17 protein-coding genes are annotated in these 16172 nt (G+C 46.3%); 6 read left to right on the top strand and 11 right to left on the bottom strand.

Going from position 1 to position 16172, the window contains the following annotated elements; genetic code table 11:
• Positions 1-35 precede the first annotated feature (35 nt).
• Complete coding sequence (locus tag B7L70_RS02680; protein ID WP_081226358.1) at positions 36-761, bottom strand: P-loop NTPase; 726 nt, start codon at positions 759-761, stop codon at positions 36-38.
• Between the two features lie 98 nt (positions 762-859).
• Between B7L70_RS02680 and B7L70_RS02675 the strand changes: the two genes are divergently transcribed.
• Complete coding sequence (locus B7L70_RS02675; RefSeq protein ID WP_081226357.1) at positions 860-1390, top strand: PaREP1 family protein; 531 nt, start codon at positions 860-862, stop codon at positions 1388-1390.
• Positions 1391-1462: 72 nt separating this feature from the next.
• A complete protein-coding gene (locus B7L70_RS02670; protein WP_081226356.1) occupies positions 1463-2920 on the top strand; it encodes a DUF402 domain-containing protein in 1458 nt (485 codons plus the stop codon).
• Here the strand turns inward: B7L70_RS02670 and B7L70_RS02665 are convergent.
• Entirely contained in the window at positions 2917-3600 is a 684-nt protein-coding gene (locus tag B7L70_RS02665; protein ID WP_081226355.1) for a translation initiation factor IF-6, read from the bottom strand. The genes B7L70_RS02670 and B7L70_RS02665 overlap by 4 nt on opposite strands.
• A gap of 106 nt (positions 3601-3706) precedes the next feature.
• Between B7L70_RS02665 and B7L70_RS02660 the strand changes: the two genes are divergently transcribed.
• A complete protein-coding gene (locus tag B7L70_RS02660) occupies positions 3707-4807 on the top strand; it encodes an ATP-binding protein (protein WP_081226354.1) in 1101 nt (366 codons plus the stop codon).
• On the opposite strand, the gene B7L70_RS02655 is transcribed toward B7L70_RS02660, so the two are convergent.
• The 7 genes from B7L70_RS02655 to B7L70_RS02625 form a co-directional block, all read right to left on the bottom strand.
• Positions 4782-5066, bottom strand: coding sequence for a hypothetical protein (locus tag B7L70_RS02655; RefSeq protein WP_081226353.1), 285 nt, complete (start codon positions 5064-5066; stop codon positions 4782-4784). The two genes, B7L70_RS02660 and B7L70_RS02655, sit on opposite strands and share 26 nt — an antisense overlap.
• Positions 5067-5137: 71 nt before the next feature.
• Positions 5138-6193, bottom strand: coding sequence for an energy-coupling factor transporter transmembrane protein EcfT (locus B7L70_RS02650; protein WP_081226352.1), 1056 nt, complete (start codon positions 6191-6193; stop codon positions 5138-5140).
• Positions 6183-7841 carry an ABC transporter ATP-binding protein gene (locus tag B7L70_RS02645; protein WP_081226351.1) on the bottom strand — a complete coding sequence of 553 codons (1659 nt, stop codon included), beginning with the start codon at positions 7839-7841 and terminating at the stop codon, positions 6183-6185. Before B7L70_RS02645 ends, B7L70_RS02650 begins: the two co-directional genes overlap by 11 nt.
• A gap of 8 nt (positions 7842-7849) precedes the next feature.
• Complete coding sequence (locus B7L70_RS02640; protein WP_081226350.1) at positions 7850-8617, bottom strand: hypothetical protein; 768 nt, start codon at positions 8615-8617, stop codon at positions 7850-7852.
• Between the two features lie 131 nt (positions 8618-8748).
• Positions 8749-10296: a radical SAM protein gene (locus B7L70_RS02635; protein WP_081226349.1), complete on the bottom strand. Its 1548-nt coding sequence runs from the start codon at positions 10294-10296 to the stop codon at positions 8749-8751.
• A gap of 2 nt (positions 10297-10298) precedes the next feature.
• Entirely contained in the window at positions 10299-10973 is a 675-nt protein-coding gene (locus B7L70_RS02630) for a hypothetical protein (RefSeq protein ID WP_081226348.1), read from the bottom strand.
• A gap of 58 nt (positions 10974-11031) precedes the next feature.
• A complete protein-coding gene (locus tag B7L70_RS02625) occupies positions 11032-11850 on the bottom strand; it encodes a tRNA pseudouridine(38-40) synthase TruA (protein ID WP_081226347.1) in 819 nt (272 codons plus the stop codon).
• 199 nt (positions 11851-12049) lie between these two features.
• On the opposite strand from B7L70_RS02625, the gene B7L70_RS02620 reads away from it, so the two are divergent.
• Positions 12050-12409: an Sjogren's syndrome/scleroderma autoantigen 1 family protein gene (locus tag B7L70_RS02620; protein WP_081226388.1), complete on the top strand. Its 360-nt coding sequence runs from the start codon at positions 12050-12052 to the stop codon at positions 12407-12409.
• A gap of 41 nt (positions 12410-12450) precedes the next feature.
• On the opposite strand, the gene B7L70_RS02615 is transcribed toward B7L70_RS02620, so the two are convergent.
• Positions 12451-13467: a single-stranded DNA-binding protein gene (locus B7L70_RS02615; protein WP_238376055.1), complete on the bottom strand. Its 1017-nt coding sequence runs from the start codon at positions 13465-13467 to the stop codon at positions 12451-12453.
• 216 nt (positions 13468-13683) lie between these two features.
• Positions 13684-14106: a hypothetical protein gene (locus B7L70_RS02610; RefSeq protein WP_081226345.1), complete on the bottom strand. Its 423-nt coding sequence runs from the start codon at positions 14104-14106 to the stop codon at positions 13684-13686.
• Positions 14107-14770: 664 nt separating this feature from the next.
• On the opposite strand from B7L70_RS02610, the gene B7L70_RS02605 reads away from it, so the two are divergent.
• Together B7L70_RS02605 and B7L70_RS02600 are read left to right on the top strand one after the other, a co-directional pair.
• Positions 14771-15964 (top strand): MFS transporter, encoded by a 1194-nt coding sequence (locus tag B7L70_RS02605; protein WP_081226344.1) that lies wholly within the window; start codon positions 14771-14773, stop codon positions 15962-15964.
• Between the two features lie 4 nt (positions 15965-15968).
• Positions 15969-16172 (top strand): PfkB family carbohydrate kinase (locus B7L70_RS02600; RefSeq protein ID WP_238376054.1); only part of this gene is annotated, 204 nt, incomplete at its 3' end.

Below are 16172 nucleotides of genomic sequence, written 5' to 3'. Positions count from 1 at the left end.
TGGATTATTGAGAGGACTAACTTAAGCATTTTGCGTTACTTCAGTATATCCTTAAGTATGTAAGTCAACGCCTCCTTAACACCAATCCCATAGTGACCACCTCCATCATTAACCCACCTAATCAACCATGGGTCATAATGAACAACACTAGGCTCAACACCAACCAACTTACCAAGGGCACTAACCCATTGCCTACCCAGGGACTCCCTAAACATGTTAAGCAATGGCCTGCCAAGCTCTAACGAGTTCCTCCTAGCGAATTGGGCTAGGTTCTTGACGGCAATTAGTGAGCCTGGATCCTGGGTACCGATTGGGTATACTGTGTCGCAAATACTCAATGCACTACCGAATACTTCATCGACCTCAGGCTCGAATGCTGGGAAATCAACTAGTACGTAATCGACACCAACCCTATCAATTAAGTAATTAATAATCTCACCAAACCCCTCAACCAAACCACCATAACTACTCACGAGGGCTAGATCACCGCGGCCTGATGGCACGAGGTATATGGGTCCATGCTCCGTGGAAACGACGTGAACAACTTCACCAAGCCTTGATGCGTTGATTACATACGTTGCCAGGGTGTGCCTAGGCACCTCACCAAGAAGTATTAGTGATGTGGTTGGGTTGCCAAGGGCTAAATCAACAACGCCAACCCTAATGCCCAATGCCGCCGATGCCCTGGCGGTTAGTATGGTTATCGTGCTCTTACCAACACCACCCTTACCACCACTTGCAATGCACTTAACAGCACTCACGTTTATTATTGTATCAGGCCAATTAATAAGGAACTACATAGATAACCTACGGAATCACGTACACAAGGTTTAAAACCAAGAGATCTGTAAAAATAATTATGTGTGAGGATAGGTTGATTTCTCCGAAAATTGATAGAATGGCTTACGTTAGGGCGAGGACAATGGAGGTACTTAGCGACTTAAATGTTGGTATAAACATGTGGCTAGCCGGTGGCACCAGGAATGCTGCTGGGAAGGTTTTCGGCGCGGTTAAGGCCCTCGTCTCAGCCCTAGTGACGAAGAATCTCGATAAGTTGTCCACGAATGAGTGGTACCTCAAGCGTGGTTATGCCGCACCAACGCACGCGCTCAAGGGGATATCAATAGACTTGGCCAAACTGGGCTACGCAGATATTGAGGACTTGGTCGACAAAGCATTCCTACTTCATGGCTATCAATACAATGGTTTCGACCCGGACTTCTCCGTGTACAAAACAAAAGACGAGGTCTTACACGATATAATCATCGTGACCGAGACCATACTACGTAATGTTAAGGACTGGTTTAAGGATGAGTGGGGCCCAGACCTGGACAGGCTTTACGCAATGGTTGAGTCCGAGTTCAAGAAATTATCATCATCGACTCATTAAATCGGCACTGCTCAATTAACCGCCAGGGCTAATGAGGCTAAAAATAATATTTCTAGCAGCCAATTAATAACAATGCAGTTTAATAATAATATAAAGGTTAGGATTAGGGGCAAGTACGCAACGGCGGTCACAAAGGCAATCCTCGACCTTGGATTTAGCGTTGTTCAGGCCTCGGACGTGATAATGAGTAGGTTTAACCTAGGTGTCGACAATTCGGCTCCCAACGTCACGATAAAGGACTCCGGGAAGGTGCCTGGCGGTTTGGTGTTTATGGGTGATTGTGACGCGGTTAATGAGGCGCTTAGCGGCTTCCTCAGGGTCATTGAGTATAGGGCCCTTGTCTGGAGGTCGGTTGTGCCGCTTCATAGGGTCGTTATGGGGGTAATCAAGGGCGAGACCGGCAATGGCTATGTCGTGGATATGGGCGGTACTGATGCAGAGTTGAGGGGTTTCCCTGGCTATTACAGGGTTGGTGATGTCATCCCTATGTACGTCATGAGGACCAGGGTGCTCCCTAAGGACATAATCATGGTCATGCCTGGGGTTAGGGTTGATACCCACTATGTCAGTATCTTCCCAGGTAGTGGTAATGTCCTCTTTAGTAGTCATATTAAGGATCCGGAGACTAAATCCACGTTGCTTGAGGTTGGTTTGAGGTACGTTAATGGATTGCGTGGTTACAGTATTAAGTGGAGGAGCAGTGCCCAGTTCCTTAATAGGGAGGAGGCTGTTAAGGAAGTCGAGTACGCAGTAAGGGTATTGAACGAGGTTGAGGTTAGGAGTAGGGGTTCCGAACCATACACGGTTTTACAGGATGGTGAATGTATCGTAGAGGTGATCCTCGGTGGTGATGCAAAGATCATCCTCGATAACATGAGGAATAGCGTAATGCCGACAATAATTGGTCACCACACATACAAAACCTTCAGGAGGAACACCGCATTGCTCGATCTAGTCGAAGCACTACTCAGTCATTGTAGTGATAGGGTTGGGTTTAGTAGTGAGTTTATGAGACAGTTAATGAGTGGGAGGTACAGGGTTGGTATTGTGCACATTAGGCCCAATGGCGATGTTCTCAGGCTTGGCGTGGCTGATGTGCTGAGACTCGAGCCTAGCGAGATAGTGCTTGTGCGTAGGTTGAGGGATGGTGGTTACCTGGATGGGCTTGGCATACCAAAGGCCGAGGGTGACCTGGCAATAACCTGCACAAGCCTCGGTAGCAACTACCTCATCCACGTGTATACGGATGGCTCCCTAAGGCCCAAGGGCATCTACGCCAACGTAAACACTCCAGTCGAGTTTACAGGGAGCAACATACTCTATGTCGACCTAGCCGTCGACGTGGTTAAGGCGTGGGACTCCGGTGAGGTTAGGGTTGTTGACTATGATGAGTACATGTCGTATGTGAAGATGGGCATTATACCGCAGAGGATTCAGGATAGGGTTAGCGATGTAATGAGGGAGCTGCAAACCAACATAGGTAAGCTCGGTGAGGACTGCCTGAGGAGGGCTAGGGATTTAATGGGTTAAGTTGTTCCAAAGACCTGCATTATCCTGACTATCTCGAAACCCGTCGTGTCATTACCGACCAAACCACCGTTATCATTTACGACAAGACCTCCTCTGATGAAGCTCCTACCCCTATTCACGGTGCCAACGTCGACGTTTAGGTTGAAGTAATCCCTAACCTTCTTCACATCGTCATCCTTAGCATCAGGGCTTAGTAAAACCCCTCTATCATTAGCGACGGCTATTGAACCCACTAGGTATGTTCCGCAAATCTCGTCAACAACAACCTCCGTGCCTAGGATGTCCCTGATGAGGTTTACGTACTCCCTCTCGATTATTGGCGAGACAACGGTCTTCCTATTGTTGGTTAGCACCAGGTTCGCTATTGCCGTGTACTTCGTCTTAAGAACAGCCACGTTTAAGCCAAGCCTCCTCAACTCATTGACCTCCTCCTCAACCGCTATGCTTGACACCAGCACGCCATTGTCGTTGCCGACCATGAATATGCCGATCAGCGGTGACTTGGCTAGGGAGGCCTTGATGACCTCCGTGCCCAGGGTGTCCCTTATTGTGTTTATAACCTTCTCGGGCGTGTCCATGGGTGCCACAGTTATGGAGTTATTGGCGAATAGGTAAACGCCTATCGTCGATGTCCCGTAAATGCTTATTGGCGCAACCTCAAACCTACGCCTACTACCCATTCCAGAAACCAATGCCAACCTCCCTTTTAAGTTTGAGCAAGATACGGAACGCCCAAGTTAGGCATAAAAACAATTAGGTGGGGGTAAGTTACTTAGGTGGGGGTAATTGATATTCGACCCAAGGCCTAAAGAGAGATTGAGGGACCTCTTCGATAGGGAGGTTGAGATCAATAAGTTCGTGAATGCCCTGAATGATCCCGCGATCGTGGTCCTTGGGCTCAGGAGAACTGGCAAATCATCACTGATAAATGCCGTGCTGAATGACTACGGTTACAGATACATCTACGTCGATACCAGGGTGCTTGAGCAGAAGCCGTATGCTGCCTACCCTGACCTGGTTAGGTTACTCGAGAGGGCGTTTAATGATGCTGTGGGTAGGTTTAATGAGTTGATTGAGGTGTTTAGGCGAATTCGCGGTGTCTCCGTGGCCGGCTTCTCAATAAGCCTGTCCTGGTCACGTAGGAATGGTGTGGATATTGCCGAGGTTTTCGACAAACTGAATGACTGGGCTAGTGATAGGGGGTTGAGGTTCGTGGTTGTGCTTGATGAGGCGCAGGAGTTGGTCAAGGTTAGAGGCGTCAATCTACTGCCCGTGCTGGCCTACGTTTACGATAACCTCAGGAACATAACTATCGTGGCCTCCGGGTCTGAGGTTAGGGTTTTGAGTAGATTCTTGAGGCTTAATGACCCTGAATCTCCATTGTTTGGCAGGTACGTGGCTAGGCTGGAGCTTCTGCCATTCACTAGGGAGCAGGCAGTGGAGTTCCTAAGGAGGAGTTTCGAGGAGGTTGGCGTTTCGTTCAGCGATTACGATAAGGTTTACGATGCTATTGGTGGGATCCCGGGTTGGTTAACGTACTTCGGGTTCACGTACATCAGGGAGGGCCCTGAGGGGGCTATTGATAGGGTTAGGGAGTACGCAATGTCAATACTGCGCAGGGAGTTTTGCAACTTCCTGATGGAGGGTAGGTACGTGAGCAAAGATAGGTATATTAGGGTGATCGAGATGTGTAGGTTTGGTTGTACGTGGAGTGACGTTAAGAGGACCTTGGAGGCTCTCGAGGGTAGGTCTATCAACGATGCCACTGTGAAGTCCATAATCGATTCGTTAATTGACCACTCAATTCTTATCAAGAGGGGTGATACGTATTACCTAGGCGATCCGCTCATTGCCGACGCCCTTAAGGATAACGTATCGTGCACTTAATAGTGGGCCAAACGATTTTGTTGGAACATGTACTTTCTTGTTCATAATTCAATAACATGAACAGGCTCCTTAAAACCAATGGGCACTGAGGTCTCGTGATGGGTAAGTACGCCTTCGTAATACTATCCAACCCTGAGGATCTCTCGGAGACAATAAGGGCCTCACGAACAATGCCTAGGTACACAGACTCAACGGAGCAAAGCAACCTATTGAGCTCCTTAGCGACCTCAAGCTCAACAGCAACAGACCTACGCAACATCCACAAGAAAAGCAGCAACCAAAAATAAAAACCACTCACGACAAGAAGGGGCAAGGCTTGTTCCATTGCCATCATGGGTTGTAGGGCACTGCGCCCATGCCGGGCAGCCCAGATATGTATATACCGGCTGCTAGTAAGGCTATTAGTACGGCTAGTGCTATATAATCCATCCTGGTCATCCTGATGTCCTTATAATACGTCCTCTTCCTAAACGCCCTAAAGGCCCTAATGTCGGCAGCAATGGCTATTTGCCTGGCATCCCTGAGTGTTAGTATTACAATACCAACGAGGGCCATGATAACCACCCTTATTATGAATAACGATTCCCTAATGAACATTATGGGATTCCTACTCCTTGGTCTAAAATCAACACCCCTAGCCCTTAGGGAGTTGAGCACAACCATGGAGTTCTCGAGAACCTTTGGCACAGAACTTACGGCGAGCAATAACGTGAAACCAAGCTCAATGGGTAAACCACTCTTCTCGAGAGATCTAAGTATGTCCGAGGGTGGTGTACTGAATATTAGCAGTAGACCAGAGGCTATGGCTGCCACGGCCCTGAAGGTTATCTGGAGACCATAGATAATGCCCTCCCAGGTAATACCCACTGGGTTACTTACGTAGCCCAGGTATGGAACATAGAAGGAACCACTACCCTGGGTAACACCGAAGATTGCTAGGGATTGTGGAAGCACGTAGAGGAAGGTTACATGGTGAAATATAACCTGTAGGTATGAGTACGGCGCGAACATGGATTCTGTCCAAGCGGTTCCTATGAACGAAGCTAGGATAAGTGGTACAGCTATCCTGAGCTTCTCCCTAATGTTGCTCAATAGTGAGTATAATGCCATGACGGCAATAAACATTATTGCCGAAATCCACCAAATCGTTATTGCGGCAACCGTGGTGATCACTATCGATAATAGAATCTTGACCCTAGGATCTAACCTATATATTACCGATTTACCCTCTATGAACCTAAACAACGACATATAGCCCTGGAAACCTATTAACTTGAATATTAGGTAGATAACGAGGACGGGCCCGTAAAGCAGCATTACTAGGGTTATTGTCCAATTAACGATGGGGTTATAGAGCACCTGCCCAATTATTGGGCTAGGCTGCATGAACCCTCACCCTCCTAATACTTGCTGTGGGCTTATTAATCCTACGTGTAACCTCAAAAACCTGTGGTGGCGATATTCCCCACTCAGGATGCCTATGTGACCCCTCAAAAACAATCTCCGGCGTCCCACTAAATACCACATTGCCATCATACATTACAAAGACCCTATCGCTATACTCACCAACCTGCCTCATGTTGTGCGTAACCATGATGAGTGTCATACCCCTCTCCTCCTTAATGGTCAGTAGCAGGTCCATTAATGATGTACTGGTCTCATTATCGAGACCCCTCGTTGGCTCATCAAGAATTAATATGCGTGGCTCAGCCACAAGGACCGAGGCAACGCTCACCAACCTTCTCTGACCAACAGATAACTTATGCGGGCTTTGGTCTAGTAGATCATTAATACCAAGGTAACCACTTATCCTTTTTACTCTCTCCTCAGCCTCCCTCCCACGAATACCCGCAAGCTTCAGTGTAAATTCAAGCTCGCCCTTAACAGTGCTTGATAGGAGCATTTGGTCTGGATCCTGAAATACATAACCAATCAACCTAGTCCTTTCCTTACCAACGAGCCTTGTTGAGTCATAACCAAGGATTTTTATGGAACCACTGCTTGGTTTGTAGATACCCGCCAATAAATACATTAGTGTTGATTTACCCGATCCATTGGGACCAATTACACTCACAACCTCCCCATCCTTAATGACCAGGTTTACACCCTTCAAAACCTCCTGAACGCCACCTGGGTATGTGAAGTGCACGTTATTTACAAGTATCGCATCTTCGCCAACACCATCATCAACCTTATCAACTACATCAATTCTATTAGCCACGCCCAACTCCATGAACTCATCGACAGAGATTGGGTAATACTCGGCATTCTTATTGATCATCCTATATAACGTGGTTACCTGAGGCTCCTCAATACCAAGCTTTGGTAACTCCTTAGCCACAGCCCTATGTGGCTCATCATCTATGTATATCGTGCCATCCTTAAGACCAATAACCCTATCCACCATGCCGATCACCCTCTCCACCCTATGCTCACTCATTATAATGGTCAATCCTTCCTCATTCAACTTCTTAACAAGACCGAAGATGCTCTCCGCACCCAAAGAGTCTAGCATTGATGTTGGTTCATCAAGGACTAGAATCCTTGGTTTTACAGCGAGAACACCAGCAATAACCAACCTCTGCTTCTCACCGCCACTGAGGAGGAAGGTTGGGTGCCTCATCTTATGGACAAGGTTGACCAAACTCAGTGATTCAACAACCCTACGCCTAATCTCACTGGGGTCCACAGCCCTATTTTCAAGACCGAAGGCTACATCGTCATCCACAATTAACGAGAATATTTGGCTCTCTGGCACTTGGTATACCGTACCGACTATTGTGGCCATCTCATGCACAGGGGTCTTTCTTGGATCACGATCAGCCACGCTTATTGATCCTCTAACCGAGGCACTTATTATGTTGGGTATAACACCATTAATCACATTCAGTAACGTGGATTTCCCAGAACCAGTTCTACCAACCAGTAGTACGAACTCTCCCTCCTCAATCTCGAGGGATATATTCCTGAGAACAGGATTACTGGAACCGAAGTATCGAACAGAAAGATTATTGATTTTAATGATCTTAGCCATAAACCCCCCTATGACAAGACCCTCTTTATGTAGTAAATAAATGGAGACACCACTAACCCAAGGACAGCGCCAGCACCAATACTGGCTATGCTAGTTATCGCCCAGAAGCTCGGTGTAAATGATATACCCAACACAAAGGGTCCCCAAAAGCCCCTCCACCAGAATGGGTAGGCTGCTGATATTGTTATACCGCCAAGTAAGGCGTCAACTATGAATAATGCCTTGGCCGGTTTCAACTCCTCCTCAAGCTCCTCGGCAGAACCACCCTCACCAACCCCTGAACCGGCAGACTTACTGAATACCCCTCGGAATGGCATCATGTAATACTTACTCCTGTAGATCAACCACAGGTCAATTATTGCTGCGTATGCAGTAACCTCATAAATGAACCAGAAGGGTTCGCCACCAAAACCGTAATGTATTATGTCGGAGAGAAGGGTGTATATGACCATGGTTAACCCAGCTGAACCAGGCTTACCAACAAGAGCTGCCGCGAGCATTACCAAGAACGTTTCACCAATTATTGGGTAGTAGAAATACGTGGTTACGGCACCAACCTTTGGAATCAGGGGTGAAATGAAGAAGTTATAGACAATGAGTAATGCCGCCACCAAGGCTATGTACACAAAATCTATGGTCTTAAAATTACCAAAGGGTTTACCCCCTCTAGGTCTCCATGCCCAGGCTAGCAGGGCGAAGTAGAGTAGCGTCCATATAAGTATGATTGGCCAGGGTATTATCGTGTTCAGGTTAAAGTGTACGCCATTCCAAACCATAGATATCAATCTAAGACTATTAGCATCTTTAAAAAAATTTACGTAAGTAGGTTAATTATATTATTTATAACCATATATAATATAGTTAGCTTAGTGAATGCGGTATTATGAATGTTCACTATTACGATACTTTATTTTTCCTGGAAATTCATGCCGACCTCTTTGGCATAATTAATAAGGAGTTCTCTAAGTCTTTGCTCCTCGGCACCAGGTATCCTTATGTGACTCCAGGGTAGCTTCTCATTTAACGGCTTTTGGGTATAGACATACTTAATCAGTAAATCATTGTACTTACCCAGTAGTCTTCTCCAGGACCCTCTGTTCATGCTTGTGAGTGATGCCTCAAAGATTACGTTAGCCACGTCCCTATCCCCCAATGATAGCAACGCTTGTACCTTGGCATCTAATGCATCGTATGCTGAAAATTCAATGTATGCCTGGACATCCCGTAACATCTTAGTTCTCTGTTTGATTATTTCCTCGGTAGCCATTGGTAACCATTGTAGTGGTGTGTGGGGTTTAGGTATCCATGGATTAACCGATAATGAAAACTTCACACCAGCATTCCTTAATCTGAGTAGTAGGTTTATTGTTGATTTGGTATCATCAATTGTCTCACCTGGTAAACCAACCATGAAGTATAGCTTTAAATGAGTGAACCCTAACTCCATGGCTTTTACGGCTAAATCAATAATACGATCATCCGTGAAGCCCTTACCCAACGCCCTTCTCAATCGCTCACTGGATTCTGGCGCAATTGTAAGTACCCTTTGCCCACCATTAGCGATTAATTTCAGGGAATCACCATCAAGCGTATCGATGCGTAGCGAAGGCACGGACACATTGATTTTAAGGTCTTTGGTCAGGAATTCCATTAAATCCCTAAAGCCGGGGTGATCACCCACGGACAACCCTATCAGTGATACCCTATCGATTATACCGTCATTAACATCCCTCCTCACTATTTCCTTAATGTAATTAATATTAGCATACCTAACAGGTCTTTGCGTAAAACTCTCCACACAGAAAAGACAACTTCTTGGGCAGCCTCTCATTACCTCGAGTATTGCTGAACGTCCGAAGATTGGCTCTTCATCACTGGTTCTTAGGCTTATTGCTGTATCGTGGATTAAACCTACTGAGTAGGTTAGGTCCTTCACAAAAACCTTTTCAACGGTGTGCTTGCCGTGTGATGGTACGTAAAAACCAGGCGTATCAATGTACTTACCCAGGTCTTTCCTGTATGAGTGATAGTTATTGAGCAGGCTTGGTATTAGGACCTCCGCGTCACCTATTAGTACTAGGTCCGCAAATGGCGCCATTGGCTCCGGGTTTGCCATTAATGTTGGTCCACCAAGCACAATCAATGGGTCGGTTAGCGATCTCCTCGAGCTCCAGGGATTTATACTGTTGATTTCCATCATCCTGAGTATTCGTGGATAATCCAGTTCATAATGAACTGAGAAAAGGACGATGTCGAAGTCCTTAAGCCGTATCTTTGTCGTGCAACCCATTTCGTCATTTAGGAATACGAAGTCTGGGTAGGCGTCGGGATCCTCATCAACGAGCCTCCCTAGTATGTGTATGGATAATGATTGTAGTGCAATCCTAGCTGGTGCTGGGTATGCTATGGCTACCTTAACCATCCCCTTCCTGTAGGATTTCCTGAACACTATCATTATTATGACATGCCCTGGTAAGGCTGTGGTGAGTTTATTTTAACCTTTAATATGACAAGTGGTTTATTCGTACTGCTTATCTCCATTATTTTCCTCAAAATCCTCATGCGAACTTCCGTCATATCCGTAACCAACACCCTTAGTGCGCCATCCTTGCTGTACTCATTAATTAGGTCATTGAGGGCGCTCCTCACTATGAAGTCGGATACGATATCCAGACTGCACACCTCATTCTGTCTCATTAGTTCAATCATGGTTTCCCTACGTAACTTATCAAGTAACCTCTTTGGGATTTTCTTGATCAGATCCTCAATGCTTTGCGATTCTCCGGTCTCATTACCCTTCTGTTCGCTCTCATTAAAAACCAACCTAACCCTCTGTCTCCACTTAATAACCCACCAATTAAACCACTCATCAACCAACCTAACCACAGAATCCTCATTTCTAATAATTCTCTTGCATAATTCATATGAAGCGTCGTTATTATCTAGGTTAAATAAACCGAACTTATAAAGCAGGTAATACCTGAGATCCTGGTATGCGTAACTCACTAGGAACTCCTGTTCGCCTTGGTCAAGGTCTTCGTCAAGGGATGATATCCGCTGCTGAATCATCGCAACCAGCTTCCTATCTCCAAATCCTTCCCTGCATGCTGTATCGATGTCGAAGTATGCCACAAAACTCCCGAATGTACATTATTTTATATAATATTTAAACATTTGGTCCATGTTATGTTTAGATATGACTAAATAATTTATTTATATCCATAAACTCATGAAGAATTTTTAGAATAACATAGCTACTAGATAGGGTATTATGCAATTTATTATTGAGGTAATTAACGACGTAAGAAACACCGCCAAGATCAACAACCCAATTAGGCTCATTAACACCATAATTAACACCCAGCAACAATAAGCCATAAGGTGGTGCTGGTGGTATTGGCCTCCTTAATTGGGCGTCAATTAAGGATTTAAGCTCATCAATACCCAGCACGCCGAGTCCCACCATCCTTATTGAACTGACTATCTTTCTGATCATCTTGTTCCTAAACCCCCTACCGCTTATTATGAATACTAGGTTGGCGCCATCCCTACTCACTTGAATATCATCTATCCTAACCACGGTTGGCACGCCCTTCTCCCTAACCTGGAAATTCACCAGATCATGCACCCCAATGAATAACTCGGCTGCTTTTCTCATTAACTCTAGGTCCTCATTTAACCAGGAGGTTATGTACATATAGGTCCTGGCTACGGCAGCCCTAGCCCTAAAATCCTCATTAACCCTAGCCCACGCCCAAACCCTGATACCTCCGGGTAACTTTGAATTCAGCATGCCAGGTAATAATTCGTGATTCCCTGAATATTTTATGGAGATCACATTGCCTACGGCGCTAACCCCAGGATCTGTCCTTGACGCCTTACTTAGGGTGCATTCATTAACGAAGTTTTTCACAGCCTTCCTTACATAGTACTCGATGGAGCCAGCACCACCAGTAAATCCGTTAAATAATGTCCCATCATAAAACAATTTGAACGCCAGCACCGTCATTCAGTAATGCATTGTGTTGAGGGATTTAAAATTCAGATACCCCAGGATTCCTCACCGCTCAGCTGGCATGTCAATCGTCATCCAAAATGCAAATACGTATCGCCCTTATAAGTATTTATCTATGTCTACGTCGTTGGGTTTATAAAGTTGGTAGCATTACTCAAGAGCCGTGGGTAGTAGGGACCTTGTTGCCAAGAAGATGGCACAGCTTATTAGGGCTGGGGCCACATTAACAAGCTACACATGCCCAGTTTGCGGAACACCGCTACTCAGGCTTAAGACCGGCGAGTATTACTGTGCTAATTGTGATAAGCCTGTTGTTGTGGTTAGGTCCGATGCTGAGGAGAAGGAGGTCATGATTAGGTATGGCTTGATGGACATTAGGGATACACTGTACGAGAGGCTTGTCATGATAAACAACGAGTTGAAGGATACTAAGGATATAGATAGGATCAATGATCTCGTAAAATCCATGATACTACTACTGGACGCGTATGATAGAGTAACGAAGATAATATCCCAAGGCACTACCGAGGAGACAAAGGCACAGAGGAAGTGAGAATACTGAACAGAAACTGCCTAGGCATTAATGATTGAGGATTAGGAAATTGGAAACCTTAGCAATGCCGCCACACCCCCCATCGGTCTTAGCTTCTCGCCTCCCTCTGTGTTTGACGGTACTATGACCAACCTAGACCTAGTCCTCAACACCATATTCACAAGCGCCTTAATCTCCGTACCAGCCTCCTTGTACGTCTCATCGAGCACCAGGAGCGTATCCACGGCACCGAATTCAAGCGCCCTCCTTACCTCATTAATGCCTACAGCCACATCCCCAGACCCAGTGCCCAGCCTCCTCATGACCTCCTCCACGTACTCCTGCCCAAGGTCTATATTCAACTTCCTAAGCACATCAGCACCCGTTCTCTCGAACTCATAAATGCCAGCCAAACCGCCCTCACCCTGCTCCCGGTAAATAACGGGCACGCCCAGGCCTCCCAATTCACTATCAATGACCTCCTTCGCCATGCTGAGTGTCATGTGGTTACCAACAACGACAATGTGTGTTGGACCCCTGGATTGAAACCACTGCCTAACTTGAACTAGGGCGTTCCTCAACGACCTCCTAAACCTATCCAGTGAATCCTCACCGCCCTTACCACCACCCTGTATCAGGACTGAGCCGAGAATCTCAATACCGAATCTGCGTATTAGGGCTGCCGAAACCTCCTCCATGGATACCGAAACAAGCAACACACTGGCCGAGGCACCACTAAATGCCTCAAGAATCTTATCCACAAACTCCCTATCTATACCGCCGGGTTTAACTAACCTGTACTCAAGACCCTTCATCAACTCCATGGTGTGATGACTACCCCTAGCACCCTCAAACCACTCAGGGACCTCAACAATCACACCCCTAACCCTGAGAGTCCCCCTGAAGGCATGGTACTCGAGAGCCTCAACCCTAAGCCCAACATAGACCCTAACCCTCTCACCCCTGGAACCCTCCTTACCCCTAAACTCCCTAACAGTCCAACCATAAAGCAAATCCCCAGGATCTATCAACAGGTAAGCAACATACAAATCCTCATCAACCTCCAAAACAAAATCCAACCACTCCCTACCAAAAATTAATCCTCACGCGACGCTTGTGATCAGGCCCTATTTTAAACTCTCATTTTCAACTCTTTCCTTCATAAATTTCTGAAGGGAAAAATTGAAAGAAAAATCACAACCACATGCCCCCTTTGGTTATCGCATGCCTTTATTGCCGGTATCAAGCAATTGTTGGACCATGGGTTTTGAACCTCGCTTTAGTGTTGTTTTTACTTACTCCGTAACCGCCCGTCTTAAGGCCTCAATCCTATTGAGCACTGCACTCCTAACCTCCTCCCTAACCCTCTCATCCCCACTCTCCATCAATATCATGGCCAGGTCTTTGATCGCATCCAAGGCCTCCGTCACCGCCTTAACCGCATCCTTTCCACTAAGCCTACCGAGTGATGCAGCCTTGGTTAACGCCGCAACCACATCCCCTAAATACCTCAGCTCCCTATCGACATCAACGGCACCGTGAACAATATACTCGTGAGTCGTAGTAGCATACACATAATCGTATGGGCCCAAATAGCACTTCCTCCCATTGCCATGGTAGGCATAGTAGTAAACATTCGAGCCCTTCTCGTAGGCATAAACAGCCTTGACAGGTAAACCGCACCTAGGGCACACCATCAAGCCACCCAAGCCAACCACCAAAACACCGAAAACAAACTCCTTTATAAACTTTGCTATTTACGTGTAATTTACATATGTAAAATGATAAGAAAATAATAATAAATAAAATAAGGAATAATACAACTAAAAGCAAATAAATAATACACCGTAGACAACGCACGGTTTTCAGAAACTTCTGAAAGCAGAGAAGTGCCGTGCCTGATGTAATTTCTTACTTTCAATCTTTCCCTTCAGAAATTTCTGAAAACCATAAACAAAAACATGTAACCAACATGACTACCCACGTTCAGTTTAGGCACTTTTCCTACTCAGAAAATTTCTGAAAACATCAGGAATTGCATTCAATAGTCAAACTTGTGACGTCTGTCATAATTTCATGCCTTTCAATTATCTCCTTCATAAATTTCTGAAAAGCGCGAGAGGATTGCGCTATATGGTGCATGGCTCGCTATTGAGTATCGTTTCTCCATTTTCACAAATTTGCGAGATCCGTAGGTAGGCATACGGATAACGTGGCCGTTTGCGTTTAGTTCAGGGTATTTTTCTTTCAATTTTTCCCTTCAGAAATTTATGAAGGAAAGAGTTGAAAATGAGGTTATGTTTGGTGTGGCACGATCTTGGTTGTTGTTTGGGTTTTGTTGGGTTTGGTATTTTTTATAAGTAGGTTGTTTATCCTATTTCGATGGTTCGTTGGGGTGTTGTTTTTGTTGTGTTGTCCCTGGGTGCTGCAGTTGAGGCCTTTGTTTATTCTATTGCGTATATTGCCTCTGGTTGGGTTTCTGTTCCTAGGTACCTGGTGGCCCTGCTCTCTGTTTGGCCTCCCCTCTGGTTGTTGGTTGGTGGTGTTGTTTTTGGTCCTTTGGCTGATTTTGTTGGTAGGAGGGGTGCGATGTTTGTTTCATTGGTGTTCTATGTGGTTGGTGCCCTGGGCCTAATCCTAGGCACGGGTTACGTCCTGGTCCTCGCCTTCCTGGCCCTGCTGCTACTGGCGATTGGCGGTGATTACAACACCATACTCACTGCGATGCACGAGTACTTTTCCAGCGATGTTCGTGGTTCCCTGGCCTACTTGGTACTTAACTTCACGAACCTCGGTGGCGCCCTGGCGTCAGCCCTAGCCCTCCTGTCCGTTTCAGTCGCCATACAGAGGCTTGCCCTTGGTATGACGCTTGTGGTTGCCATAATCACGCTCTACATGCTCAGGTCTAGGATACCCGAGTCACCGCTCTGGATCGCCCGTCGCGACACCACTAAGGCGCGCTTGGAGGGTCGTGGCGTGGGTATTGCGCTACCTCCCCTATGGGTCAGGGTTGTCGTGGGTGGTCTCATTGGTTGGTCTTACACGGCTGGCTTCACATTGCTAGCCCTCACCCTGGGCCCATACTACCTCCCAAGCCTCACCAACTGGTTAATCCTCGTATTCTCGTTATCCTCCTTCATCTCCGGGCTACCAATAAGCCTCATTGCGGATAGGGTTGGTAGGAGGCCCACGTTATTGTTGTCGTCCCTTGGCACCGTAGCTACCCTAACGGTCATGAACCTATTCATTAACGCGTTGATTCACGCCCAACCCCTATTTTGGGCCCTCTTCATAGTGTTCTCAGTACTGGTCAACACCTATTTCCTAACTGAGGATGTTTTGAAGTCTGAGTATTGGGTTACCAGGCGTAGGGGCTCATTAACAGCCCTCGTTAGGGTCATCTCGCTGGGTGGTTCAATACCCGTGATCTTCCTATCATCATACCTACCAATAGGCGCTTACCTAATTGTTGATACTGCAATATTTGGCGTTGGGTTAGCCACCTCACTGGCCTGGTACTTAATTGGCGTAGAGACCGGTAAAGGAGTTAGTGTAGAGGCTTGGGACCATGGGTGACTCGGTGGATTTACTTGTAATCTCGGACTGCGTGTTGGACATATACTATATCGTGGATAAACTGCCGATAAGCCCTGGCGACATCTCGATAGCCAGGGAGGTGGCGGTATCACCAGGCGGCGCCTGCAATGTCGCTATTATAGCCAGGAAGCTCGGCCTAAGGGTTTCGGTTGTGGATAGGGTTGGTAATGACTTATTCGGTGACTTA

Source organism: Vulcanisaeta sp. EB80, assembly GCF_002078205.2.
The sequence above is the reverse complement of the archived record's forward strand: the minus strand, read 5'-3'. Positions and strand labels throughout refer to the sequence as shown.

Coding starts and splice junctions, on each gene's coding strand:
- B7L70_RS02605 (WP_081226344.1), top strand. CDS start 14,771: ATGGTTCGTTGGGGTGTTGTTTTTGTTGTGTTGTCCCTGGGTGCTGCA.
- B7L70_RS02625 (WP_081226347.1), bottom strand. CDS start 11,850: ATGACGGTGCTGGCGTTCAAATTGTTTTATGATGGGACATTATTTAAC.
- B7L70_RS02670 (WP_081226356.1), top strand. CDS start 1,463: ATGCAGTTTAATAATAATATAAAGGTTAGGATTAGGGGCAAGTACGCA.
- B7L70_RS02650 (WP_081226352.1), bottom strand. CDS start 6,193: ATGCAGCCTAGCCCAATAATTGGGCAGGTGCTCTATAACCCCATCGTT.
- B7L70_RS02645 (WP_081226351.1), bottom strand. CDS start 7,841: ATGGCTAAGATCATTAAAATCAATAATCTTTCTGTTCGATACTTCGGT.
- B7L70_RS02620 (WP_081226388.1), top strand. CDS start 12,050: ATGGCACAGCTTATTAGGGCTGGGGCCACATTAACAAGCTACACATGC.
- B7L70_RS02640 (WP_081226350.1), bottom strand. CDS start 8,617: ATGGTTTGGAATGGCGTACACTTTAACCTGAACACGATAATACCCTGG.
- B7L70_RS02675 (WP_081226357.1), top strand. CDS start 860: ATGTGTGAGGATAGGTTGATTTCTCCGAAAATTGATAGAATGGCTTAC.
- B7L70_RS02655 (WP_081226353.1), bottom strand. CDS start 5,066: ATGTTGCGTAGGTCTGTTGCTGTTGAGCTTGAGGTCGCTAAGGAGCTC.
- B7L70_RS02635 (WP_081226349.1), bottom strand. CDS start 10,296: ATGATAGTGTTCAGGAAATCCTACAGGAAGGGGATGGTTAAGGTAGCC.
- B7L70_RS02665 (WP_081226355.1), bottom strand. CDS start 3,600: ATGGGTAGTAGGCGTAGGTTTGAGGTTGCGCCAATAAGCATTTACGGG.